Here is a 23,314-nt window from a genome sequence, read left to right on the forward strand (position 1 = left end):
TCTGTTGGGGAGCGAGGTGCACACGATGCCGTGGTGGTCATGGCGTCCGGGATCGGCGTCGTCTAACGAGCCGGACACCGGTGGCGAAGTGGCGGTGCAGAGCACCGTTCGCGTCGGAGTCCCAGCCCAGCGCGAGCCATCCCGAACCGCAGTTCCAGCCGACCTGTCGTCGACCGGATCGTCCGACGTGGTCGAGCCGGTGACGCTGACGCGCATCGGGAAGGCGCTCGACCTGCTCGACATAAGGTTCCTCGCCGACGGCGGCGGCAGCCTGCTGGCCATGTGGGAGCGGCACGCCGTGCTGTTCACCCTGGAGGGGCCGGACGACGAGATCCTGGTGATGCGGGCCCGTCCGCACGCGACGGTGCCGCCGGACTGGGCGGACCGGGCATATCGGGTGGTCAACGAGTGGAACCACACGCGGCGCTTCTGCAAGGCCTACGTGGGTGACCCGACCGAGCGCGGTCAGCTGCCTATCTATGCGGAGCTGCAGGTGCCGCTCGCGGCCGGCGCGCACGACACCCTCCTGGTCGAGATGCTGGACTGCGGAGCAGCCGTCGCCACGTCATTCGTCGACTGGCTCCACGACGAAGGAGCCCTGCTGTAGCTCGCGATTGCCGCCGATGACTTGGCCTGCGGTTTTCTGACGCCCGCGGGGTTTGCGGGTGGCAGAAAACCGCGAGTCAAGTCATCGGTTACAAGGCAATCGCCGCGGAGCGAAGCGGAGCCAGTTAGCTCGGGAAGAGGCCTACTCGGCCGTGGTATTCGCGGCCCAGCTGGTCGGTGTCGGAGCCGACCAGAAGGCCCTGCTCGGTCACCAGGAACGCGCGGACGCCGACCCCTCGTGAGCGGGTCGGGTTCCACGGGAGCGCCTTGCCGGTGTTCGGGCTGACCGCCCCGATCCCCGGGCGGGACACCGCACCCGGCCCCGGACCGTTGCCGTCGGTGCCGTAAGGGTTGTCGAACCAGCGCTGATGCCCACCGAGGTAAACGGCCGGCCCGGTGACCGCCACCGCGTACAGGGAATCGCCGCCGGTGCGCTGCACCCAGGTCGGGTTGTGCCGCCCGGCGCTGCCGGTCTCGAACCGCGCCGCCGAGTCGCACAGCTTCTGCGCCGACGAGGCCCGCCCGGTCGCGGCGACCACGGCGTAGGAGCCGTCCGGCGCGAATTTCACCTGCCTGAGGTACGTGTCGAAGCCCTTCATGCACGGTGGCTTGTACGCGTCGGTGTACCAGCCGGACAGCACCGCTCCCGGCCCGCCCACGTCGAAGAGCGCGATCTGCGTCCGGTCCGCGCCGGCCGCCTTGAGGAACGCCCCGACCGCGATCAGTTTCCGTCCGTCGGGGGAGACGTCGAAGTGCTCCACCCGGGTCCGTTTCAGTCCCGGGCCGGTCAGCCGGGCGTCGAATCCCTGGTCGACCGCGCCGGTGTTCGCGTTCAGCCGGGCCAGGCCGACCCGGCCCACCCCGTTGACGGCGGAGAACGTGCCGCCCATGTAGAGCCGGTCGCCGCGGGTCGCGAGCGCGCGCACGTCACCCCAGTTGAGCCGGGTGGAGAAGGAGCCGAGCCGCTCGCCGGTGTTCACCGAGACCCGGGCCACGCCGCGCTGGCTCGTCCCGTTCACCGACTTGAACGCCCCACCGAGGTACACCGTGTGGTCGCCGCCGGCCGCGAGCGAGTAGACCGCGCCGTCGACCTGTGGGGCGAACGTGCGGATCTGCCCGTCGTGCAGCCCGAAGGCGAAGACGTTCTTGCGGTTCAGCGTGGTCTGGCGCCGGGCGTCGGCCACTTTCGTGAACGCGCCGCCGACCACCACGGTGTCGCCGACCAGGGCCAGGGCCCAGACCGTGCCGTCCAGCACGTGCGGCGTCCAGTCGACCGGATCGGTGGAGACCACGGCCGGGAGGGCACGATCGGCCATGGCCGGGAGAGCCCCGGCGAGCACGGGCACGACGACGGACGCCGCGGCTGCGGCAGCGAGCAGGCGACGTCGCATGACGAGGCTCCTGGAAATCGGTCACGACTTGTCAACCGATCAACGAGTCACCCGTCTATAGCGACACGCGTCAGACCGCGGGCGCCGCCGGATCCATGGTGTTCACCATGAAATAAGCCGCGCGCTCCAGGTAGTCCCAAAGAGCGGCATGCTGCGGCTCGGGCAGTCCGAGCGAGTCGACCGCCACCCGCATGTGGTGCAGCCAGGCGTCCCGTGCGGCCGCGTCGACCCGGAACGGCGCGTGCCGCATCCGCAGCCGCGGATGACCCCGGCTGGCCGAGTACGTGTTCGGGCCGCCCCAGTACTGCATGAGGAAGAGCGTCAGCCGGTCCGCGGCCGGGCCCAGATCCTCCTCGGGGTACATCGGTCGCAGCAGGGGGTCCTCGGCGACGCCCTCGTAGAACTTGTCCACGAGGCGCCTGAACGTGGGCTCGCCACCGATGGCGTCGAAGAAGGATTCGGGTGCGCTCACCGTTCCATCCTGCCAGCAGGTCAGGACGGCTTGCGTGTGACGCTCGTCGTGGGCTCCCGGGCCGGCGGCGCCGCACCGGGCTGGTCGGCGGCGGCGGCCCGGTCGGCCGCCTCGGCGAACTCCACCGGGCGGGGCCAGAAGATCGCGGCGAGCAGCATCACGACGGTGCCGCCGATGCTCCACAGGCCCACCACGAGCGGGAGCCGGAAGTGGTCGGCGAGCCAGCCGGTGACCATCACCGCGCTGAACTGGGCCAGCTGCATCCCGCTGTTGACCACGCCGAAACCCCGGGCCCGGAAGCTCTGCGGCAGGGCCAGCACGAACGTCGCGTTCAGCGTCGGCAGGAGCGCGCCCTGGGCCAGGCCGCCCAGCATCACGAGCAGCCCCACGATCACGGCCGGCGGGCTGACGACCGTCGGCACCAGCAGCAGGGGGACGATCACGGCCAGCACCGGGATCAGCCGGACCCGCCGGGCCGCCGGCACGAACCGGTTGAACAGGATGCCGCCGATGACGAATCCGAGCGGGCCGGCCGCCATGATCATGCCCTGGTCGAACGCCTGGGCCTCCGGGTTGGGCGTGCCCTCGGCGGCCCACGCGGCGGCCAGGCCCTCGGGAACGATCGCGAAGACGGTGACGGTGTAGACCACGATCGTGATCGAGCGCAGCACCCGGTCGCCGAAGACGGCCTGGAACCCCTCGGAGGTCTCGCGCAGCAGGTGAGTCCGCTCGGAGCGGGCCACCGTGGTGGGCCGGCGCCGGATCCCGAACGCCACCAGCGCGGCGGAGAGCGCGAACGTGAGGACGTCGATGCCGAGCGCGATCCGGGGGGTCAGCGCGACCGCGAGGGTCGCCCCGGCCATGTACCCGATGACCTGTGCGGCCTGGTTGCTGGTCTGGTTGGTGGCCACCGCGAGGGCGACCCCGTCCCGGCCGACGAGCAGGGGCAGCAGGGCGGAGCGCGCCGACCGGGCCGGTGGCGCGGCCAGCCCGGCCACGAAGAGCAGCACGAGGATGACGGCGGTCGGCAGTCCGGGCACCAGCAGGACGGCGATCAGCACCATCCGGACCAGGTCCGAGGCGATCATGGTCAGCCGGTACGGGTACCGGTCGGCGAGCGCGGAGAGCAGCGGCCCGAAGAGCCAGGGCACGTACGTGATCGCGAACGACGCCGCGGAGAGCAGGACCGACTGGCTCTGCTGATAGACCAGCGCGGTGACGGCAGCCCGGGAGAGGTAGTCACCGATGATGTTGACCAGGCCGGAGAGGTAGAGCGCCCGGAACTCCGGCAACGAAAAGATATCTCGGAAAGTCACCGGGCCATCGCGGTGCGTAACCGCGTCGGCCGCAGTGGCGGGCCGTGCGGGTTGATCGGACACCAAGCCCTCCATCGCGGTCGACGATCACCGAGGGCTGCCCGGGCGCGAACGTGCTCGTTGTGAAGCGGGATCTTCAGCGGATTCTGCCCGATCGTCCGAGTCGACGCTAGGGCGGTTGCGTCAAAAATCGGCCAAAAGGTCTAGGGTCAGTCCCGCCTCGATGGCGTATGCGCTGGTCAGGGCGCGCCACCCGGCCGTTCGTCTTTCATTGAAGATGAAGAATTCTCCGGGGCGACGAGCCAGGACGGCGGGATCGCGCTGCGCGGACCGAGCCGGGAGGCGGCGATCCGCTCCGAGATGCCGGCCGCGTCCAGCGCGTCGGTCAGCGCCCGGCGCAGCACGCCCTGCAGGACCGGCTGCGCGTCGGCAGTGGTCTTCGCGATCGTCCGGATCACCGCGCCGTCCACGGTCAGCTGCTCGACGCCGACCACGTCCGGCTTCTCCAGGAATTCGGTCTGGTGCTCCGGCTCGGCGGCGACCGCCTCGGCGGCGGTCCGCATCACCGACACGGCCTCCTCCGCGTTCACGAAGCCGATCGGAATGTCGATCACGACCATCGCCCAGCCCTGGCTCTTGTTGCCGACCCGGACGATCTCGCCGTTGCGGATGTACCAGAGCACACCCCGGGCGTCGCGAACCGTGGTGATCCGCAGCCCGACGCTCTCCACCACGCCTGTCGCCTCGCCGACGTCGACCGTGTCGCCCACGCCGTACTGATCCTCCAGCAGCATGAACAGGCCGGCGATCAGGTCCTTGACCAGGCTTTGCGCGCCGAAGCCGATGGCCACGCCGACGATGCCGGCGCTGGCCAGCAGCGGCGCCAGGTTGAAGCCGAACTCACCGAGGACCAGCAGCCCGGCGATGGTGAAGACCAGCGCGCTGACGAAACTGCGCAGCACCGAGCCGATCGCCTCGGCCCGCTGGCGGCGCCGCTCGGGTATGAACTGGCCCTCCTCGGCGGTGACCGACACCTTCTCCTTGAGCGGCTTCAGCAGCGCCGGCATCGAGGCCCGCGAGGTGCTCTGCGCCAGGCGGTCGATCGCCCGGTGCAGCAGCCAGCGGATCAGCATGGCGATCACGATGATGCCGATGACGCGCAGCGGCTTGATGAACAGCACGTAACTGCTGGAGGCGAGCCACTGGATACCGGTCAGATCCAAGACCTGCTGGCAGAGAACGTCGGCGTCGCAGGCCGCGGACACGTCCGGCAGCCCGCTCGGCCAGACGGAACCGGACGGAGTCGGGGTGGGGGGAGCTAGGAGAACCACGGGGAGTCAAAGTACCGGGTCCGACTGTGCGGAGACCTCAGACGTTTACCGGCTGGCCACAGATTCCGCTGGTAATTGGGTCATCCATCAGGGACTATTGGCGCACGGGACTTCGACTTCGAGGCCCACATCACACACGCATGGGCTATGGGAGCGGTTAAAAGCAGCTGACACCGGAGGGTGATCGCGATGCCTGACATACGACCCACAGTGGGCTCTTCCGCGTTAGTGCTGAACGCTACCTACGAGCCGCTGTGCGTCGTATCGGTGCGTCGAGCAACCATCCTCCTGCTGACCGCCAAGGCGGAGTGCGTCTCCGACGGTGACGGCATGTTGCACAGCGCGCACCAGACACTCCCGGTCCCCTCGGTCGTCCGTCTCACCAGGTATGTGAAGGTGCCGTACCGGACCCATGTCGGACTTTCCCGCCGGGCCATCTTCGCCCGTGACGGTGGCCGCTGCGCCTACTGCCGGGGGTCCGCCGAGACCATCGACCACGTCTTCCCGCGCAGCCGCGGCGGCCTGCACGCCTGGGAGAACGTGGTGGCCGCCTGCGCCAAGTGCAACCACAGCAAGGGTGACAAGACGCCGGCCGAGCTCGGCTGGCGGTTGCACTCGCCGCCGGCCGCCCCGCGCGGCGTCGCCTGGCGGGTGCTCGGGCACCGCACGCCGGATCCCCGATGGCGGGACTGGCTCGACCTGCCCGCCATCCCTGTCGAGACGGCAGAGGCAGCGGCCTGAGAGCCCACCGAGACGGCAGAGGCAGCGGCCTGAGAACCGCCGAGACGGCAGAAGCCGCAGCCTGAGAAGCAATCCTGAGGCGGCTCAATCCGCCCGGGAATCGACGAGCGACGCGAAGACGACGATGTTGTCGGCGTAACCACCGCGCTTGTCACCCAGCCAGTCCCCGCCGCAGGTCATCAACCGCAGCGAGGGCCGGGTGTAATCGCCGTACACCCGCTGGAGCGGAAGCTCGTCCTTGTCGAACTTCTCCACCGAGTTCACCTCGAAGATCGCGATCGTGCCGTCGGCACGGCTCACCGTGATCTCCTGTCCCGCCTTCATCCGGTGAAGATCATGGAAAACCGAGGGCCCGGTACGGGTATCCGCGTGCCCCACGATCAGCGCCGGCCCGAACTGTCCCGGTGTCGGCCCGCCGTCGAACCATCCGGCCTCGTTGTGCCGTTTGAGCGGTGGAACACCGACCGAGCCGTCATCGGCGAGGCCCACCTCGAGGATCGGCGCGGAGACCGCGATCGACGGAATCTCCAGCTGCTCCGGCCGGCTCGGCTCCAGGACCGGGAACGCGCGGGGCGGCGGTTCACTCGATCCGCTGAACAGCGTGCCCACGTCGAAGCCGGTCGCGAACCCGAGGCCCAGCCCGACCGCGAACAGGCCCAGGAAGCAGAGGATCAGCGCGACCAGGGCGATCGGGCCGGACCGCCGGCCGGGCCGGACCCGGGGCGGCGGCCCTCCGCGCCGCGGCCGGGGCAACCGGAACGGTGACCGGCCCAGCACCGGCGGGGTGGGCGGAAGCGGCCCGGTCACCACTCCCGGCGGAGGCGCGGTGATCACCTGAGCCGGCCGTTTGCGCTGCACCGAGGCGGGCACGCGTGGCCCGCCCGGCACCCGGTCCTGACTCACCACCGCGGCCTCAGCCGATCCGGCGGCGGCGCAGCGACACGACGGCGAGCACCAGCCCGGCCGCTATCGCGGCGAACCCGCCACCGACCAGGATCGACGCGGCCGGTCCGGGCGCGGTGCCACCGCCGCCGGTGGCCGGGCCGCGGGCCGGTTCGACGTCCGCCACGACGTGCAGCGTCGCGGTGGCGTTCCCGCCGCCGTCGGGGCAGCGCAGCGCCACCGGGAAGTCGCCCGGCTCGGTGTCGGAGGGCACCCGGACGGTCGCGGTGAGGAAGCCGAACTCGGGCTGGACGGTCACCTCGCCGATCGGTTCGGCGGTGACCGTGGCGGGCTTGAGGTTGTCGTCGCAGGAGGCGCGCAGGGAGACCTCGTCGCCGGCCGGGACCGTACTCGGGTTGAGCTCGACGAACACGGCCGCCGCGGCCCGCGCGGGCGTGCCGGCGGGAACGAGAGCGGGAACGAGGGCGAAGGAAAGAGCGAGAGCTAGACGGGTGGCGGACAGGCGCATGGAATCCCCCCTCCTTGCCGTCCCCGACGGAAAAGACGTGGACGGCGCGTGAGGGTGATTTTCGCACCTCCTCGCACATTCCGCGTAGATCCCGACGGCGTGAGAACACTGTTCGAGACCCGACGGTCCGGCATGACTCGCGCTCCGCTACCGTGATTGATGTTCGGAATCCATGGGAACAGCCGCGCCTGGGGGCGTTCAGTTGTCAGTAATCAGCACCGTTCTGGTCTTCGTGATCATTCCGGCCGCAGTCATCGGGGCGGTGGCGACGCTCGTTCTCACGAGCTCTGATCGAGCCAAGCCGTCCCGCCGGTACCGTCCGGGTCAGTCCTTCGACTTCCCCGCGATGTGGTTCAGCGCCGCCCCGGAGAAGACGACAGCTCCGGAGAAGGCGACCGGCCCGGAGAAGGCTCTTCCCGCCGCTGCGACGCACGGACTGGTCATCGAGGACAGCTCCGGCGCTCCGGTCCGGCCCGGCCCGACAGGAGGCGCAAGTGACAAGTGGTGAGCTCACCCAGGTCGAGCAGCCGTCCGAGGGTCCTTTCTCGACCCGGCAGCTGCTGCGTCTCGACGAGGCGCTCCGCATCGCCGACCAGGCGACCGGCCTGAACTTCAGCATCTACCTCGGTGAGCTCGGCGACCCGACCCGCGAGGCGGCCGAGGAGCTGCACCGCCGCACCCGGACGCCGCAGCGCTCGGTGCTGATCGCGGTCTCGCCGAACCAGCGCAAGCTGGAGATCGTCACCGGCTCGGACGCCCGCAGGCGCATCTCCGACCGGGACGCGAAACTCGCCGGCCTCTCGATGGCCGCGGCGTTCGCCGGCGGTGACCTGGCGGGTGGCCTGCTGATCGGGATCGATCAGCTGGCCTCGCACGCCGGTCGTTCCTAAAGCTTCAAGCGCATCGGGTACGGGGTGTCGAGCCGCACAGGTTCGGCACCCTCGACCGTTTCCGCGGCCCGGTAACCGTCACCGTCCAGAGTGAACGTGTGCAGTTTCTGCCCGCCCTCGACCCGCCAGTAGGCCGGAATGCCGGCCGCGGCGTAGACCGCGGGCTTGAGCAGCCGGTCGTACCGGGAAGTCTCGGTTGACTCCACCTCGACCACCAGCGCCACGTCGGCCGGGTCGGCCCAGATCCGGCCGGTGGACCGGGGCCGCAGCACGGTGATGTCGGGCACCACGTTGCTCGTGCCGGTGTCGATGCCGCATCGGTCACAGACCCACCAGCCCTCCGGCGCGTCGGCCCGCAGCGCCTCGATGAGGGCGGCGACCGTCGCGTCGTGCTCGGCGCCCATCGGCGGGGTGACGTGCAGGCCACCATCGACGATCTCGTACCGATGCCCGTCCTGCGGGAAAAGGTGGAGGTCCGGCTCGGTCCATCGGCCGTCCGGTGCGCTCCACCGCGCCGGAGCGCCCTGGCTCGACATCGTCACGAGGCCCACCTCCATCGCCGGGAGTGTCAGCTTACTCACTCAGAGTTACTCGTGCCATACGAAACAACCCCCGCTCCGGCCTGCGGAGCGGGGGTTGTCCGTTGCGAACGATCAGGCGGCGGAGCGGTCCTTCGCGCGGGCCTTGAGAGCCCGCTCGATGCCGTCCCGGCCCTCGGCGACCAGGCGGCGCAGAGACGCCGGCTGACCGTCACGCTCGAGCCAGGCGGTGGTGAGCGCCACCGTCTCCTCGCTGATCTGGTACGCCGGGTACGCCAGCGTGGCGAACTCCTGCGCAGGCTCGCTGTCCGAACGGGCCCACACGTCTCCGACCACCTCGAAGAACTTCTCCGCGAACGGGGCCGTGAGCGCCACCTGACGGGTGCTCTGGAAGCCCTGCAGCAGCGACCGGTTCTTCCAGTTCGGCAGCGCCGGCTGGCCGGTCAGCTCGGCCCAGACACGGGCCTTGTTCGCAGGCGTCGGCACCAGCGCGTGCGCGATCGCGGCCTCCCGCTCACCGCTCGCGGTACGGTCCCGGCCCAGCTCCTCCTCGATCTCCTCCGGCGTGGCGGCGCCGAGCGCGGCGAGGCCCTGGAGCAGGCTCCAGCGCAGCTCGGTGTCGACCACCAGGCCCTCGGGACGGGACTCGCCGGAGAACCAGCCGCGCAGCACCGCCGCCTCCTCGGGCGTCCGGGCCGCCGTGATGAACGCCCGCGCCCAGGTGAGCTGCCAGCCGCTGCCCGGCTCGGCCGCCGCGAGCTGCTGCTGTGCCAGGTCGGCCAGCATCTTCCAGCCGGTCGGGTTCCACTCCGGGTCCGCGAAGCTGGTCAGCGCCATGCCGGCCTGCCGCAGCGTGGCCGTCGTGAGGTTGATGTCGGTCTCGGCCGGCAGACCCGCCACGACCAGCGCCACGTAGTCCCGCGCGGCCATCTCGGCGTCGCGCAGCATGTCCCACGCGGCCGCCCAGCACAGCGCCCGCGGCAGCGCCGAATCGAACCCGGCGATGTGCCCGACGAGCGTGGCGAGCGAGCGCTCGTCCAGCCGCAGCTTCGCGTACGAGAGGTCCTCGTCGTTGACCAGCAGCAGGTCCGGAGCCTTCACCCCGGTGAGCGCGGTGACCTCGGTGCGCTCGCCGGCCACGTCCGCCTCGATCAGCTCGCGGCGCACCAGCCGGTCGCCGTCCAGGTCGTACAGCCCGATGCCGATCCGGTGGGTGCGCAGCGTCGGGTAGTCGGCCGGGGCCTCCTGCCGCACGACCACGCTGGTGTAGTTGCCGTCCGCGTCGATCTCGACGACCGGGCGCAGCGTGTTGACCTGCGCGGTCTCCAGCCACTGCGCGGCGAACTTGCGCAGTTCCCGGCCGGACGCCGACTCCAGCTCGGTGAGCAGGTCGTCGAAGGTGGCGTTGCCCCACGCGTGCTTCGCGAAGTAGGCGCGCAGACCGGTGAGGAACGGGTCCAGCCCGACGTACGCGACCAGCTGCTTGATCACGCTGGCGCCCTTGGCGTACGTGATGCCGTCGAAGTTGACCTCGACGGCCTCCAGGTCCGGCATCTCGCAGTAGACCGGGTGCGTGGAGGAGAGCTGGTCCTGCCGGTAACCCCAGGCCTTGCGGATCGACAGGAACGTCGACCAGGCGTCGGTGAACCGGGTGGCGTGCGTGTTGCACCAGTGGCTCGCCCACTCGGCGAACGACTCGTTCAGCCACAGGTCGTTCCACCAGCGCATGGTGACGAGGTCGCCGAACCACATGTGGGCGAGCTCGTGCAGGATCGTGTTGGCGCGCTGTTCGTACTCGTAGTCGGTGACCTGCGAGCGGAAGATGTAGTGCGCCTCGGCGTGCGTGACGCAGCCGAAGTTCTCCATCGCGCCGGCGTTGAAGTCCGGCACCCAGAGCTGGTCGTACTTCGGCAGCGGGTAGCGCACCCCGAACTGCTCGTGGAAGAAGTCGAAGCCCTGCTTGGTGATCAGGAACAGGTCATCGGCGTCCAGGTACTGCGCCATCGAGGCCCGGCAGAAGACGCCCAGCTCGATGCCGTCGTGCGAGTCGCGCACCTCGTGGTACGGCCCCGCGCAGATCGCCGTGATGTAGGTGCTCATCCGCGGCGACGTGGTGAAGTGGACCTTCTTGGCGCCCGGGCCGGCCTCCTCCTCGGAGTCGACAGGCATGTTCGAGATGACCTTCCAGTGCGCCGGCACCGTGGCACGCCACGTGAATACGCTCTTCAGGTCGGGCTGGTCGAAGCACGCGTACGTGCGCTGCGCGTCCGCCGTCTCGAACTGGCTGTAGAGGTAGATCTCCTTGTCGACCGGGTCCAGGCTGCGCTGCAGGCCCTGGCCGCTCGCCGAGTAGTGGAAGTCGCCGTCGACGACGAGCGTGTTCTCGGCGGCCAGGCCGGTGAGCGCGAGGCCCTTCTCGGCCGTCCACGCGCTGATGTCGACGGGCTCGCCGTTCAGCGTCGCGGAGTGGATTGTCGAGGCTGCGGCCTCGATGAAGGTGTCCGCGCCGGGTTCAGCGCATCTGAATGTGATCACTGTGGTGGACCGGAACGTGTCGGAGCCGGGGTTACCGTGCCCGTCGGTCAGGTCAAGGGTGATGTCATACCCGGTCACCTCGAGCAATCGACTACGCTCCGCAGCCTCGACCTGGGTCAGGTTGTGAACACCGGCCACGTGCACTCTCCTTCGAGCTTCGAGCTGACTTTCGTTCGTTCCTCGAAGCCTATGCGTCGGCAGCGACCGATCTCACCCCGACCGGCCACCCGTTAAGGAGGAAGATCGAGGACATGACAGAACGTGCCACCGTCGACATGTGGTTCGACCCCTTGTGCCCGTGGGCCTGGATGACCTCCCGCTGGCTGCTGGAGGTGGAAAAGGTCCGTCCGCTCGACATCCGTTTCAACGTGATGAGCCTGTCCGTCCTGAACGAGGGCCGTGACGAGCTCCCGCAGATCTACCGCGACATGATGGACAAGGGCTGGGGCCCGGTCCGGGTCTGCATCGCCGCCGCCCAGGCGGCCGGCCCGCAGGTGCTGCGCGATCTCTACACCGCGCTCGGCACCCGGATCCATCTGCAGAAGTACGAGATCGACGACGAGAAGCTGTTCACCGAGGCGCTGGCCGAGGTGGGTCTCGACGCAGGCCTCGCCGCCGCCGCGCACAGCACCGACTACGACGAGGCGCTGCGGGAGAGCCACAACGCCGGGATGAAGCCGGTCGGCACCGACGTCGGGACCCCGGTGATCCACGCGCCCGGCCCGAACCCCGGCGAGACCGTCGCGTTCTTCGGCCCGGTGGTCACGCCGGCGCCCAAGGGTGAGGCGGCCGGCAAGCTCTGGGACGGCGTCGTGCTGGTCGCCGGCACCCCCGGCTTCTACGAGCTGAAGCGCAGCCGGGACCAGGACCCGATCTTCGACTGAGCGACGGCACCTTTCGTGGTTGCCATTGGGTGGCGTTCGAGCGAAATCTCGACGCTCGAACGCCATCCGGTCGTTGGATGAGGTGTCCGCCACATCGAATCCGGAGGCCGGTATGCCCGAGAGCGAGTCCACGTCGACGATCGGCGTCCAGCGCGGCGTTTGGGCTGATCTGCCCCCGGATGTGGCAGGCCTGGTGGCTCCTCCGGTGATCGTCACGGCCAATCCGCTCGTCCCCGCGTCGAGCAGGTCACCTCAGCAGATGCCGGTTGGTGGGCTGCGCGGGCACTCCGGGTAAGTTGCCCTCCATGACGGTCGTGCACCCGATCAGCCGGGCCTGGATCACCAATGGCGGTACCGGGGCCCAGAATTATGACGAGTTCGCCGACGACGCCGAAATCACCGAGATCATCAAGGCCAACGCGTCAAGCGCGCTGGCCGTCGAGATGCCGCACCTCGCGCCGGAGTCCCTCGGCAAGTCCTTCAGCGACTCCCTGCCGGACGCCGTCGTCCGCCTGGATCGTGCGAAGGCCGAGGGTAAATACCGCCCCGCCGAGAACGTGGTGGTGCTCTACCGCATCACCGGTCCCGGTGAGGCGCCCGCCTACGGCCTGTGGAGCACCGTCGAGACCTCGCAGATCTCGACGAACGCCGACGAGCCGGGCCTGGTGATCCGCAACGAGGACGTGTTCATCGCCAAGGTCCGCGAGCGGGTCGCTCTCGCCGACGCGATCGGGACGCTGCTCTCGCCCGTGCTGCTGCTCCAGACCGGCAAGGGTGAGGAGCTGCACGCGGCCCTCGCCGACGCCGTCGACGCGTCCGGCGAGCCCGACGCGACAGACGTGGACGCGACCGGCCGTACCCATGCGATCTGGGTCCTCGGACCCGGTGAGACGCAGGACCGGCTGCTCGCGCTGGCCGGCGGCGGCGAGCTGGTGGTGGCCGACGGCAACCACCGCAGCCTGGCCGCGCAGACCGGCGGGATCCCGCGCTTCCTGGCCGTCGTGACCACGCCCGCGTCGGTCGCGATCCAGCCCTACAACCGCCTGATCAGCGAGCTTCCCGCGTCCCTCGACGACCTGCTGGACCGCCTCCGCGAGGCCGGCGCGACGGTGACCGAACTGCCGCGCGTCGCGCAATTGCCCGCCAAGGGCACGATCGAGGTGTACGGCCGGGGCCGCTCGTTCGCGATCGGACTGCCCGCCGATCCGGCCGGCAGCTCGGTGGAGAACCTCGACCACGCTCTCGTGGAGCGGGTCATGCTGCGCGACGCCCTCGGCCTCGACCCGGGTGACAAGCGGATCTCCTACATCGGCGGCGACTACCCGGTCGAGTGGCTGCGCGACGAGGTCGACAGCGGCCGCGCCGAGCTCGCCGTCCTGATCGCCCCGGTGACCGTCGACGACTTCGTCGAGGTCAACCTGGAACGGCTCAAGCTCCCGCGGAAGAGCACCTGGTTCACCCCCAAGGCGCGCGGCGGTCTCGTCCTCGCCCAGCTCGGCTGAGCTCGGCGATGCTCCACCCCCAGGTGAACGCCGCCGCAGCCCTGCGGCGGCGTCCGTCGGCCGAGGAACTGGCCGCGGACCCCTACACCCGGCTGCTCGGCGCGCGAGCCGCCATGGAGGAGTCGAACGAGGCGGAGACCGGCCCGGCGCTGCCGTTGCCGGTCGTCGCCGACCTCGACGCCGACGGCGTTCCCTGCCGTCTCTACGCGACCAGGACCGGCACCCCGGTCCTGGTCTACCTGCACGGCGGCGGCTGGTGTTACGGCAGCATCGAGACCGTCGACCGGTTCTGCCGCCGGGTCGCCGACCGGTCCGGCTGCGCGGTGGTCTCGGTCGGTTACCGGCTCGCCCCGGAGCATGTCTTCCCGGCCGCCGTCGAGGACGCCGAGACCGTGCTGTCGTACCTCCGCAAGGAGGGTGGCGGCCTGGGTCTGGACACCGCCCGGCTGGCGATCGGCGGGGACAGCGCGGGCGGACAGATCGCCACGGTCACCGCACGCCGGCAGCGCGACGCCGCCACCCCGCTCGACTTCCAGGCGCTGATCTACCCGGCCCTCGACCCGCTCACCTCCGCCGAGTCCTACGACGAGGTGGGGGAGTACGGGCTGGACCGGGCCTCGATGAAGCTGGCCTGGGAGACGTACGTGCCGGATCCGGCGCTACGGCTCACCCCGGACGTGACGCCGCTCGCGGTGGCCGACCTGTCCGGGATGCCGTCCACCCTGATCATCACGGCGGAGTACGACGCGCTGCGCGACGAGGGCGCGGACTACGCCGACGCGCTGATCGCCGCCGGCGTCCCGGTGGTGCACACCCGGTACATGGGCGTGAACCACGGCTTCGCCCGCAAACTCGCCACCATCGACGCCGCCCGGGCCGCAGCGGATCAAGTGGCGTCCGCCCTGCGCTCGGCGCTGTGTTTTTGAGACGGCTTCGCCGTACTGCCTTAGAAACCCCGATGGCCTTCTGAAAGACTCTTGATATGCGTCTCTACCTGGGCTCCGACCACGCCGGCTTCGAGCTGAAGTCGCACCTCGTGAACCACCTGATCAAGCAGGGGCACGATGTGGTGGACGTCGGACCGCACGTCTACGACCCCGAGGACGACTACCCCGCGTTCTGCTTCCACACCGGCGCCAAGGTGGTGGCCGACCCGGGCTCGCTGGGCATCGTGATCGGCGGCTCCGGCAACGGCGAGCAGATCGCCGCGAACAAGGTCCCCGGCGTGCGCTCGGCGCTCGTCTGGAAGGCCGAGATCGCTCAGCTGGCCCGGCAGCACAACGACAGCAACGTGATCGCCATCGGCGCCCGGCAGCACACCCTCGACGAGGCCACCGCGTTCGTCGAGGCGTTCATCGCCACGCCGTTCTCCGGCGACGCCCGGCACGCCCGCCGGATCGCGCAGCTGGCCTCCTACGAGAAGGACCGCCGGCTCCCGGAGCTCCCCTGACCTTTTTGAGGGTCAGCGGCGGGGGAGTTCCTCGCGGGGCAGCCAGTTGCGGCGCACGATCACCAGGTCGCGCTCGGCCTCGGCGACCTGCTCGTCGCTGGGCCGGGACGCGTCACGGGCACGCAGCGCCGCACCGACGCTGACCTGTGACGACCCGGAACCGACAAGACCGCGCAGGCCACGCTCGGCCTCGCGGTCGTCGGGCGGGCCACCGCCACCCGGACCGTTGGCCGGCCGGCGGCCGAAGCCGCCCCGCGCCTTCGGCCCGGTCACGTCCGTCCCCGCACCGGGCGCACCGGCAGCGGCAGCGGGCGGCGCCGGAACCGCTGAACCGGTCGGTCGACCCGGAACGGCCGGACTCGCGGGCGGCGCCGGAACGGCTGAACCGGTCGGTCGACCCGGACCGGGTGAACCCGCCGGTGGCGCCGGAACAGGCTGGCCCGCTGGTGGGCCGGGGATCGGTGGGGCCGGCGCCGGTGGCGGGCCAGGCACCGGTGTGGCCCTCGGAACGGGGGCAGCCTCGTCGGCCGCCTCGGCGGGCGGAGAATCGGGCGTCTGCGCGGCTGAGCCCGACGAGGGGCGGATGCGGCGGCGCCGGCGTTCGGGCTGACCCATGACGCCGACGGTACCGCCGTGCCGCCCACCTCAGAAGATCTCGGTCGGACTCGGCTTCCGGTGCCACCCGAACGCGATCGACGGATCGTTCCCGGTCAGCTGCCGCACCCGGCCTGCGGCCGTCAGCGAGGCGAGCGAGGTGGCGCCGAGATAGGCCGCGCCGAGATCGGTCACGGTGCAGGACAGGTCGGCCGGATCGGTGGTGCGTGAGCAGATCGCGCCGGTCGGTCCGCCGACCAGGCGCCAGCGGCCGGTGTTCTGCTCCAGCAGCGGATCGGCGACCTCGATCACCACGTCGACGTCGGCGGCGTACCGCCGGGCGGCGAGCGCGGCCGGCAGGTCGACCAGCCGGATCCAGAGTCCGTCGCCGACCGATGCGCCGAGCCGGCGGGGCTCGTCCACCAGGTACTGCAGCGGCTCGTCCAGAGCCCCGAGCCGGTACGTCACGGTCCGGGACAGGTCGACGCCGAGCAGGAAACGCCAGAGCGCCTGGTACGTCTCCGGGTCCTCCGCGACCACCTCACGCACCTGCACGTCGCCGTTCGGCCCGTACGCGTTCCAGTCGTCCTTGACGCGCCACAACGCGTACCCGGTGGGGCCGCCCGGACCCTCGTGCACCACCGCCCGCAGCGGGGTGGCGCCGTCCCGTTTCTCCTTCAGGTCGCTCAGAACGTGCCGCCACCATCGGTCGTCCCGGCTGGACCAGCCCACCTTCGCCGGCCGCAGCTGCTCGTAGAGCTTGGTGATGACGGCGAGCAGCTCCTTCGGCTCGGCCATCCGCAGGCGACCGGACGGCGCGGCCGGCGGGGCGGGGAGACGTACCTCACGATTCATGATCGACATGGTCAGGCGGGAGCACGCCGGCCCGTACCCGAATCGGGGGTAGATCTTGGTCTCGCTGGCCCACAGCACCGCGATCGGCTCGCGACCCGCCTCGGCGATCTCGCGCAGCTGGCGTTGCATGAGCCGGGTGAGGATCCCGCGCCGGCGATGGGTGGGCAGCACACCGACGCCGGAGACGTGCGCGGCCGGAACCACCGCCCCCGGCACGGTGAGATCGCGGGTGAACGCGTCGGCGTGCCCGACCACCGTGCCACCGTCGTCGGCGACCAGGGACCGCTCGGTCTCGTAGATCTCCGCCTCGAGCTCCGGGAAGACGTCCTCGTGGAAGACCGTGCCCAGCAGCTCGCAGATCGCCGCGAAGTCGTCAGTGGTGGCGGGCCGCACCGAAAGTTCTTCGTCCATGGCATGTGTGTAACGGACTGCTGTGTGCCGAGGCGACCGATTTGTTGGCTCGTTACTCTCGAACTGACGCCGGTCGCCGACCGCACGCCGAGAGGGGAACAATGCCGGAGCAACCGCAGTGGTCCGAGCGGACGCTCGACATGCCGCCGCAGGACCCGTGGGCCGATGTGCCGACCACGCCTGTGACCCACTCGCACTCTCCGGACCAGCACACGCAGGTCCAGCACACGCAGGTCCAGCATCAGCAGGGTGACCGCACGCGGGTGCAGCACCCGGCTGCGCCGCAGTCGCCCGCGTCCGGTGGCGCGCCGCAGCACGCTTCCGGGCCGACGTCCGGCGCCGCGCCCCACCATGCCTCCGTGCCGCCGTTCGGGCCGCACGGCGCGCATCCGGCCGCTCCCGAGCAGTCACCGTTCAGCCGGGGCCGGGCCCGCGTCACGCAGCGGCCCGACCAGGAGTTCGTGACGGAGCACGAGCCCACCGGCACCGGGTGGCCCGAGGAGACCGGTCACGGGCCCGAGGAGCGCCAGCCGCTCAGCTGGCACATCCGCCGGCTGCGCCGCGGCAGCGAGTGGAGCAACGCCCCGCTGATCTTCGCGTTCGTCTCCTGGGGCATCTGGGTGCTCTCCTCAGGCGGCTCCTGGATCACCCCGATCATCGTCTTCATCACGTCGCTCTGCGTCGCCGCGGGCGTGTTCGCGCTGGCCCGGCTCGTCGGCCGGCTCGTGCTCGAGCGGCAGCTGGGCCGGCAGCGGCACACCGCCCGCGGCGCGCACATGGCCGCCGGCGTGTTCCTGATCGGCGTGGGCCTCGCTCATCTCCAGCAGACCAGCTGGGTGATGACCGCCTTCCACTGGGTCACGGGCCTCTTCAGCTGACGGGTTTGCCGCCGGTGATGCCGAGCACCTCGCCGGTGGTGTAACTCGAGTCCGAGCTCGCGAAGTAGACGTAAGCGGGAGCCAGCTCGGCCGGCTGTCCGGCCCGGCCGAGCGGGGTGTCCCCGCCGAACGACTTGACCTTCTCCGCGGGCATGGTGGCCGGGATCAGCGGCGTCCAGATCGGGCCGGGCGCCACCGCGTTGACCCGGACCCCCTTGTCCGCCAGGTCCTCGGCGAGCGCCTTGGTGAACGCCACGATGCCGCCCTTGGTGGTGGCGTAATCGAGCAGCGCGCTCGACGACAGGTACGCCTGGACCGACGCGGTGTTGATGATCGTGGAACCGGGCCGCAGGTGCGGCACGGCAGCCCGGCAGAGCCAGAACATCGCGTACAGATTGGTCTTCATCACCCGATCGAACTGCTCGTCGGTGATGTCGGTGATCCCACCGGGCTGGGCCATCTGGTACGCGGCGTTGTTCACCAGGATGTCGACGCCACCGAGGTCGGCGACCGCCCGTTCCACGATCGCCTTGCAGTGCGCCTCGTCGCGGATGTCGCCCGGCACGGTCACCGCCTTGCGCCCGGCCTTCTCGATCCAGCCGGCCGTGTCCCGGGCGTCCGACTCCTCCTCCGGCAGGTAGGAGATCAGCACGTCGGCGCCCTCCCGGGCGTACGCGATGGCAACCGCCCGCCCGATCCCGGAGTCGCCACCCGTGATGATCGCCTTGCGTCCGGTGAGCCGGCCGGTGCCGCGGTACGTCTCCTCGCCGTGATCAGGCCGATCCGGCATCTCGGTGGTGAGCCCCGGCGGTGTCAGGTCACCGCCGTCGAGTTCGGGCTTCGGGTACTGGGTGCGCGGATCCACGGTCGCCTCCTACTGGGTGAACGGTCCCGATCCGCTTTCCCGGATCAGGTGCGGATAACCGGATGTGGGGTAACCGGCCGCCCATGGGGGATTCACGGGTGGGTGTCGTGGTGATCACGTGGGAGCGGCGGGACGAGGCGCTGGCCTGCGTGGAACGGCTGCTGGAGCTGCCGGAACAGCCACATGTCGTGCTAGTCGACAACGGTTCGACGGATGGGACCGCGGACGCGGTCAGGGACCGCTTTCCCACGATCGAGGTGGTCGCCCTGAGCGAGAACCTGGGCGCCGTCGGCCGCAACATCGGGGTACGCCTACTGCGTACGCCCTACGTGGCCTTCTGTGACGACGACACCTGGTGGGGTCCCGGATCGCTCGCCGCAGCCGCCGACGCGCTCGACGCGTGCCCCGGCCTGGCACTGGTGAACGCCCGGATCGTGGTCGAGCCGTCCGGCGTCGAGGACCCGATCGTGGCCGAGCTGCGGGATTCGCCGGTCCCCGGCCCGGACTGGCTGCCCGGCCCGGCCCTCGGCAGCTTCCTGGCCGGCGCCTCGGTGCTGCGGCGGGACGCGTTCGAGCAGGCCGGCGGGTTCAGCGAGCGCCTCTGGCTGGGCGGGGAGGAGGAGCTGCTCGCCACCGACCTGCTCAGCGCCGGCTGGGAGATCTGCTACCTGGAGGAACTGACCGTCCACCACCGGGCCTCCCTGCTGCGTGACGCCACACACCGGCGGCGGGTAGGCGTGCGCAACACGCTCTGGTTCACCTGGCTGCGCCGCCCGCTCGGGCCGGCGCTGCGCCGCACCCTGTTCCTGGCCGGCAGCGTGCCGAGGGATCGCACGTCGCTGCTCGGCGCGTGGGACGCCGCCAGGGGGATCGGCTGGCTCCTGGCGAACCGCAGGCCCCGACCGGCGGAGGTGGAGGCCCGCTTGAGCGTCTTGGACGAGACCCAGAGGCGCTCGACGGCCCGCCGTTACGTGGGCTGACCGCGGAGGCTATGCCGTGACGGCGGGTGAGCGCGTAGGTCGGCGCCGCCCGTTCGCGTGACCGAAGCAGTCGTCACTGCGAGGCCGGCGCTGTGGTCCAGCTGGTGCTCGGTGCCCTGCGGCGGGCGCTGTGGTCCGGCCGGTCAGGCTGGTGCTCAGTGCTCTGCGCGGGCGCTGTGGACCAGCCGGTGCTCAGCGCTCTTCGAACACCGTGGCCAGCACTGACAGCCAGCTCGTGTCGCCCCGATGCCACTCAGCCTAAGTTGATCTCCAGTTCGGGCGGTGAACGAAAGGGCGGCTCACGGTGGGCTCGTGCGTGGGTGGCGGCTCACGGTGGGCTCGTGCCCGGGTGGCGGCACACGGTGGGCTCGTGCGTGGATGGCGGCTCACGATGGTGGCCCTGTCGCCAGGGCGGCGGCACACCGAAGCCCACGCCGGCCGCGATGAGGTCGCACGGAAACGGTCCGTGTGCCTTCATCCCGGCCCTGGCGTTGATGAGCCGCCACACAGGCGTTGCGTGTGGCCTCGTCCACGCCGCCACCGCGGGCGCCGCCGCGTCTCGGGGCCGCGCCACGCGACTGCGTCGCGGCCGGTCGACGCGACGGTCCGAACACTCCGCCCAGGCGAGCGAAGCAGCACGTCACCGAAATGATCAGCTCGAACCAAGCGGCAGAGCCAAGGTCGGCGCCCCGGACGAGACGACGCTGGCGCGCTGGGCGAACGAGGTGGTCCCGGCCGTACGGGAAACCGTGGTCAGAACGTCCGTCTGAGCAGGGACCGCCGCAGCGCGCCCGGTGGCATCCCGGTCTCCGCGGAGATCACCCGGGTCATGTGCGCCTGGTCGGCGAACCCGCTCCGGGCCGCCACCGCCGCGAGCTCATCGCCGTCGTCGATCGCGTCGAGCGCGGCCCGGACCCGCAGCCGCCTCCGGTACGTCCGCAGCGTGTCACCTGTGACCAGCCGGAACGAGCGGGACAGATGCCACGGCGACCAGCCCACCGCCGCAGCGAGCGCGGCCAGGTCGAGGGCGGGATCGGCGTGCAGCAGTTCCCGAACCTCCTCCACGAGCGGATGCGGCAGCCGGGGAACCGGCAGCAGCGCGCCCACCAGCTCGGCGATCAGTTCGTCCTGTTCCGGAACGGTCCGGAGGCGGCGATGGAGGAGATCCACGGTGCTCGTCACCCGTACCGGATGGGTCTGAAATTGATCGGCGATCTCCTCGGGCAGGTTGATCGCGGTGCAGACGTCGCCGCCGGCCGGGTGCGCCACCTGCTGGATCTCGCCGGGGCGCTGCACATATCCGGTGGTGGCGTCGGCGAGGCGGGCCTGCCCGTCCACCCGGCGCACGAAGCGGCCGTGGCGCACCAGCACCAGCGCCGGCCGGGTGACGGGCTCCTCGGCGCTCCAGCGATCCGCGCCGGCGCAGCGCACCACCGTCAGCATGCCTGCCAGCGTAATGACAAGAACGTCATGACAAGAACGTTCAAGACCGGCCCGGTGGAACCGGCGCACGCTGCCCGCATGAATCTTGCGACCGCGCTGAGCGCGACCGGGCCGGACCCGGATCGGAACATGGATCTGTACGGGCGGCTGACCGGCGTCTGGGACGTCGCGAACCGCTACCGGAACGACGACGGCGACTGGGTGGCGGGGACCGCGGTGTGGACGTTCGGCTGGGTGCTGGCCGGTCGCGCCGTCCAGGACGTCATGTGGTTCGCCGACCCCGGACCGGACGGTTTCCCGGTCGCCACGACCGGCAGCACCATGCGCCTGAAGGCGGCCGGCAGCGACGCCTGGCACGTCGTCTGGTTCTCGCCGCAGGGACGGACCGTGACCCTGACCGGCCGACCCGGCGACGGTGGCGACATCGTCCAGGAGGGCGAGCGCCAGGACGGCACCCCGGTCCGCTGGCTCTTTACCGAGGTCACCTCGACGAGTTTTCGCTGGCTGGGCTACATGCGCCCGGCCGAGGGGGAACCCTGGGAGCTGGAGCAGGAGATGCTGGCACGCCGTCGTCCTTGACAGGTGACCAAATGGTCACATAACTTTGCGTCATGACGGACGACGACCGGGTGTTCAAAGCCCTGGCCGACCCGAGCCGCCGCTTCCTGCTCGACCTCCTCTTCGCGCGCGACGGCCGCACGCTCACCGAGCTGGAGTCCGAGCTCGAGATGACGCGGTTCGGCGTTGCCAAACACCTGCGGGTGCTGGAGGAGGCGGATCTCGTCGTCGTGCGCCGCTCCGGCCGGGAGAAATTGCACTACCTCAATCCCGTGCCGATCCGGCAGATCCACGACCGGTGGATCGACAAGTACACCGAGCACCAGGTCACGGCACTGATCGACCTCAAACGACAGCTGGAGGAAGAGCCATGAGCACGACGCAGGTCTACCGCATCTGGATCAAGTCAACGCCGGAGAAGATCTGGGCCGCGATCACCGACCCGGAGTGGAACGCGCGCTACGGCTACGGCGCGCCCCAGTTCTACGAGCTGCGCAAGGGCGGGCGTTTCCACTCCACCGCCACGCAGGAGATGAAGGACTACGCGACCGCCAACAACTTCACCATGGCGGACACCATCGCCGACGGCGAGATCCTCGAGGTCGACCCGCCCCGCCGCCTGGTGCAGACCTGGCGGATGTTGATGGACCCGACGACCGCCGCCGAGCCGTTCACCACGCTCACCTACGACATCGAGGACGTCACCCACGGCGTCTGCCGCCTCACCATCACCCACGAGCTGACCGACGCCCCCGCGCACGCCGCGCTCGTCCAGGGCACCACCGAGCCGGGCGCCGAGGGCGGCGGCGGCTGGGCCTGGGTCCTCAGCGACCTGAAGTCGCTGCTGGAGACGGGTGCCAGGCTGACCGACTGACCGATTCCCGCTTGCCGCCCTCGGCTACCGTCGTTCCATGGCAGTCTTCCTGATTCTCCTGCTCGGAGCCGCAATCAGCCTCGTCACCCTGATCACCCTCCGCGACCGCCGCCGCACCCGCAGCCTGGGCGGCCTCACCGCGGACACCCACAAGGCTGGGTGGATCCAGAAAACCGAGGACATTTAGTACGGGCGACACAGAGTCCCCCGAGAGTCCGCGCGACGCCCTGCCGGGTCAGGGCCGTTGCGCGGGCTACGGCGACCGGTGCATGGTCAGGCCCGCGATCCGAGCGGCGACCCAAGGCCGCAGCGCGGCCCGCCGGCGCGGCCACACGCATCCGCCGCCACGCATGCTCCGCTCGGTGATACGACCGCTTCGCGGACGTGGGGGAGGACGGCGCCTTCGAAGGACCGCAGCCGAGAACGCCGCAAGATCCACAGGGGGCGTGAAAGTGAACGGCCCAGGTCCGAGGAGCGTGCCTCCGGCCTGGGCGTTCGGTGGAGCGGGCGACGAGAATCGAACTCGCGTAATCAGTTTGGAAGACTGAGGCTCTACCATTGAGCTACGCCCGCATGAGCCCTGGCATCCGCCGGGGCTCGGGGTACAGCTTACTGAATCAACTCCCCTCTGCGCGAACCGGATTCCCCAGCAGGTGACTCCTGCGCACACGCAGGTGAGTCGACCGCATACACTGGCCGTCGCCACGGGGTGTGGCGCAGCTTGGTAGCGCACTCGCTTTGGGAGCGAGGGGCCGTGGGTTCAAATCCCGCCACCCCGACTGAAATCA

The 23,314-nt window shown here is 70.5% G+C and carries 26 protein-coding genes and 2 tRNA genes; 15 read left to right on the plus strand and 13 right to left on the minus strand.

What is annotated here, in order from left to right:
• The first annotated feature begins 25 nt into the window (after nt 1–25).
• A complete protein-coding gene (locus tag AMIS_RS05510; protein WP_014441211.1) occupies nt 26–607 on the plus strand; it encodes a type III secretion system chaperone family protein in 582 nt (193 codons plus the stop codon).
• 124 nt (nt 608–731) lie between these two features.
• Here AMIS_RS05510 and AMIS_RS05515 read toward each other — a convergent pair whose 3' ends face one another.
• The 4 genes from AMIS_RS05515 to AMIS_RS05530 form a co-directional block, all read right to left on the minus strand.
• Nucleotides 732–1,997, minus strand: coding sequence for a delta-60 repeat domain-containing protein (locus AMIS_RS05515; RefSeq protein WP_014441212.1), 1,266 nt, complete (start codon nt 1,995–1,997; stop codon nt 732–734).
• Between the two features lie 70 nt (nt 1,998–2,067).
• On the minus strand, nt 2,068–2,469 hold the full coding sequence (locus tag AMIS_RS05520) for a globin (protein WP_014441213.1): 402 nt from the start codon (nt 2,467–2,469) through the stop codon (nt 2,068–2,070).
• Between the two features lie 20 nt (nt 2,470–2,489).
• The gene (locus tag AMIS_RS05525) at nt 2,490–3,785 is read right to left on the minus strand and encodes an MFS transporter (protein WP_014441214.1); all 1,296 of its coding nucleotides are present in this window, start codon (nt 3,783–3,785) and stop codon (nt 2,490–2,492) included.
• Between the two features lie 239 nt (nt 3,786–4,024).
• Nucleotides 4,025–5,050 carry a mechanosensitive ion channel family protein gene (locus tag AMIS_RS05530; protein ID WP_014441215.1) on the minus strand — a complete coding sequence of 342 codons (1,026 nt, stop codon included), beginning with the start codon at nt 5,048–5,050 and terminating at the stop codon, nt 4,025–4,027.
• 255 nt (nt 5,051–5,305) lie between these two features.
• On the opposite strand from AMIS_RS05530, the gene AMIS_RS05535 reads away from it, so the two are divergent.
• On the plus strand, nt 5,306–5,857 hold the full coding sequence (locus AMIS_RS05535) for an HNH endonuclease (RefSeq protein ID WP_014441216.1): 552 nt from the start codon (nt 5,306–5,308) through the stop codon (nt 5,855–5,857).
• Between the two features lie 84 nt (nt 5,858–5,941).
• On the opposite strand, the gene AMIS_RS05540 is transcribed toward AMIS_RS05535, so the two are convergent.
• Together AMIS_RS05540 and AMIS_RS05545 are read right to left on the minus strand one after the other, a co-directional pair.
• Nucleotides 5,942–6,763, minus strand: a complete 822-nt coding sequence (locus AMIS_RS05540; protein WP_014441217.1) for a class F sortase — start codon at nt 6,761–6,763, stop codon at nt 5,942–5,944.
• 7 nt (nt 6,764–6,770) lie between these two features.
• Complete coding sequence (locus tag AMIS_RS05545; RefSeq protein WP_014441218.1) at nt 6,771–7,268, minus strand: hypothetical protein; 498 nt, start codon at nt 7,266–7,268, stop codon at nt 6,771–6,773.
• Between the two features lie 202 nt (nt 7,269–7,470).
• Between AMIS_RS05545 and ctaJ the strand changes: the two genes are divergently transcribed.
• A complete protein-coding gene (ctaJ, locus tag AMIS_RS05550; protein WP_041829570.1) occupies nt 7,471–7,776 on the plus strand; it encodes an aa3-type cytochrome oxidase subunit CtaJ in 306 nt (101 codons plus the stop codon).
• Nucleotides 7,763–8,158 (plus strand): DUF5130 family protein, encoded by a 396-nt coding sequence (locus AMIS_RS05555; protein ID WP_014441220.1) that lies wholly within the window; start codon nt 7,763–7,765, stop codon nt 8,156–8,158. Before ctaJ ends, AMIS_RS05555 begins: the two co-directional genes overlap by 14 nt.
• Here the strand turns inward: AMIS_RS05555 and AMIS_RS05560 are convergent.
• Together AMIS_RS05560 and pepN are read right to left on the minus strand one after the other, a co-directional pair.
• Nucleotides 8,155–8,694 (minus strand): Uma2 family endonuclease, encoded by a 540-nt coding sequence (locus AMIS_RS05560; protein ID WP_157435255.1) that lies wholly within the window; start codon nt 8,692–8,694, stop codon nt 8,155–8,157. The two genes, AMIS_RS05555 and AMIS_RS05560, sit on opposite strands and share 4 nt — an antisense overlap.
• A 117-nt stretch (nt 8,695–8,811) precedes the next feature.
• A complete protein-coding gene (gene pepN, locus AMIS_RS05565) occupies nt 8,812–11,370 on the minus strand; it encodes an aminopeptidase N (RefSeq protein ID WP_041830540.1) in 2,559 nt (852 codons plus the stop codon).
• 113 nt (nt 11,371–11,483) lie between these two features.
• Here pepN and AMIS_RS05570 point away from each other — a divergent pair, with 113 nt between their 5' ends.
• The 4 genes from AMIS_RS05570 (at nt 11,484) to AMIS_RS05585 (ending at nt 15,068) form a co-directional block, all read left to right on the plus strand.
• Complete coding sequence (locus AMIS_RS05570) at nt 11,484–12,116, plus strand: DsbA family protein (RefSeq protein WP_014441223.1); 633 nt, start codon at nt 11,484–11,486, stop codon at nt 12,114–12,116.
• Between the two features lie 305 nt (nt 12,117–12,421).
• Complete coding sequence (locus tag AMIS_RS05575) at nt 12,422–13,618, plus strand: DUF1015 family protein (RefSeq protein WP_014441225.1); 1,197 nt, start codon at nt 12,422–12,424, stop codon at nt 13,616–13,618.
• An 8-nt stretch (nt 13,619–13,626) separates the two neighbouring features.
• The gene (locus tag AMIS_RS05580) at nt 13,627–14,544 is read left to right on the plus strand and encodes an alpha/beta hydrolase (RefSeq protein WP_014441226.1); all 918 of its coding nucleotides are present in this window, start codon (nt 13,627–13,629) and stop codon (nt 14,542–14,544) included.
• A 56-nt stretch (nt 14,545–14,600) separates the two neighbouring features.
• On the plus strand, nt 14,601–15,068 hold the full coding sequence (locus AMIS_RS05585) for a ribose-5-phosphate isomerase (protein ID WP_014441227.1): 468 nt from the start codon (nt 14,601–14,603) through the stop codon (nt 15,066–15,068).
• A gap of 12 nt (nt 15,069–15,080) precedes the next feature.
• Here AMIS_RS05585 and AMIS_RS05590 read toward each other — a convergent pair whose 3' ends face one another.
• Both AMIS_RS05590 and AMIS_RS05595 read right to left on the minus strand, forming a co-directional pair.
• The gene (locus AMIS_RS05590) at nt 15,081–15,341 is read right to left on the minus strand and encodes a hypothetical protein (protein WP_014441228.1); all 261 of its coding nucleotides are present in this window, start codon (nt 15,339–15,341) and stop codon (nt 15,081–15,083) included.
• Nucleotides 15,342–15,713: 372 nt separating this feature from the next.
• Nucleotides 15,714–16,928, minus strand: a complete 1,215-nt coding sequence (locus AMIS_RS05595; RefSeq protein WP_014441230.1) for a GNAT family N-acetyltransferase — start codon at nt 16,926–16,928, stop codon at nt 15,714–15,716.
• A gap of 101 nt (nt 16,929–17,029) precedes the next feature.
• On the opposite strand from AMIS_RS05595, the gene AMIS_RS05600 reads away from it, so the two are divergent.
• A complete protein-coding gene (locus tag AMIS_RS05600; protein ID WP_014441231.1) occupies nt 17,030–17,806 on the plus strand; it encodes a paraquat-inducible protein A in 777 nt (258 codons plus the stop codon).
• Here AMIS_RS05600 and AMIS_RS05605 read toward each other — a convergent pair.
• Entirely contained in the window at nt 17,799–18,671 is an 873-nt protein-coding gene (locus AMIS_RS05605; RefSeq protein ID WP_014441232.1) for an SDR family oxidoreductase, read from the minus strand. The two genes, AMIS_RS05600 and AMIS_RS05605, sit on opposite strands and share 8 nt — an antisense overlap.
• 83 nt (nt 18,672–18,754) lie before the next feature.
• Between AMIS_RS05605 and AMIS_RS05610 the strand changes: the two genes are divergently transcribed.
• Nucleotides 18,755–19,651, plus strand: coding sequence for a glycosyltransferase family 2 protein (locus tag AMIS_RS05610; protein WP_014441233.1), 897 nt, complete (start codon nt 18,755–18,757; stop codon nt 19,649–19,651).
• A gap of 753 nt (nt 19,652–20,404) precedes the next feature.
• On the opposite strand, the gene AMIS_RS05615 is transcribed toward AMIS_RS05610, so the two are convergent.
• Nucleotides 20,405–21,094, minus strand: a complete 690-nt coding sequence (locus AMIS_RS05615) for a helix-turn-helix domain-containing protein (RefSeq protein WP_014441234.1) — start codon at nt 21,092–21,094, stop codon at nt 20,405–20,407.
• Nucleotides 21,095–21,172: 78 nt separating this feature from the next.
• On the opposite strand from AMIS_RS05615, the gene AMIS_RS05620 reads away from it, so the two are divergent.
• The 4 genes from AMIS_RS05620 to AMIS_RS42295 are packed head-to-tail and all read left to right on the plus strand — an operon-like array spanning nt 21,173 to nt 22,713.
• Nucleotides 21,173–21,673 (plus strand): hypothetical protein, encoded by a 501-nt coding sequence (locus AMIS_RS05620; RefSeq protein ID WP_041830542.1) that lies wholly within the window; start codon nt 21,173–21,175, stop codon nt 21,671–21,673.
• Between the two features lie 32 nt (nt 21,674–21,705).
• Nucleotides 21,706–22,026 carry an ArsR/SmtB family transcription factor gene (locus tag AMIS_RS05625; protein WP_014441236.1) on the plus strand — a complete coding sequence of 107 codons (321 nt, stop codon included), beginning with the start codon at nt 21,706–21,708 and terminating at the stop codon, nt 22,024–22,026.
• Entirely contained in the window at nt 22,023–22,526 is a 504-nt protein-coding gene (locus AMIS_RS05630; RefSeq protein ID WP_014441237.1) for an SRPBCC domain-containing protein, read from the plus strand. Before AMIS_RS05625 ends, AMIS_RS05630 begins: the two co-directional genes overlap by 4 nt.
• Before the next feature lie 37 nt (nt 22,527–22,563).
• The gene (locus AMIS_RS42295) at nt 22,564–22,713 is read left to right on the plus strand and encodes a hypothetical protein (protein WP_014441238.1); all 150 of its coding nucleotides are present in this window, start codon (nt 22,564–22,566) and stop codon (nt 22,711–22,713) included.
• A gap of 312 nt (nt 22,714–23,025) precedes the next feature.
• On the opposite strand, the gene AMIS_RS05635 is transcribed toward AMIS_RS42295, so the two are convergent.
• Nucleotides 23,026–23,099: transfer RNA gene (locus AMIS_RS05635), tRNA-Gly, on the minus strand.
• Nucleotides 23,100–23,231: 132 nt separating this feature from the next.
• Between AMIS_RS05635 and AMIS_RS05640 the strand changes: the two genes are divergently transcribed.
• Nucleotides 23,232–23,305: transfer RNA gene (locus AMIS_RS05640), tRNA-Pro, on the plus strand.
• Nucleotides 23,306–23,314: the final 9 nt, after the last annotated feature.

This window comes from Actinoplanes missouriensis 431, assembly GCF_000284295.1.
In the GTDB taxonomy this organism is placed as follows: domain Bacteria; phylum Actinomycetota; class Actinomycetes; order Mycobacteriales; family Micromonosporaceae; genus Actinoplanes; species Actinoplanes missouriensis.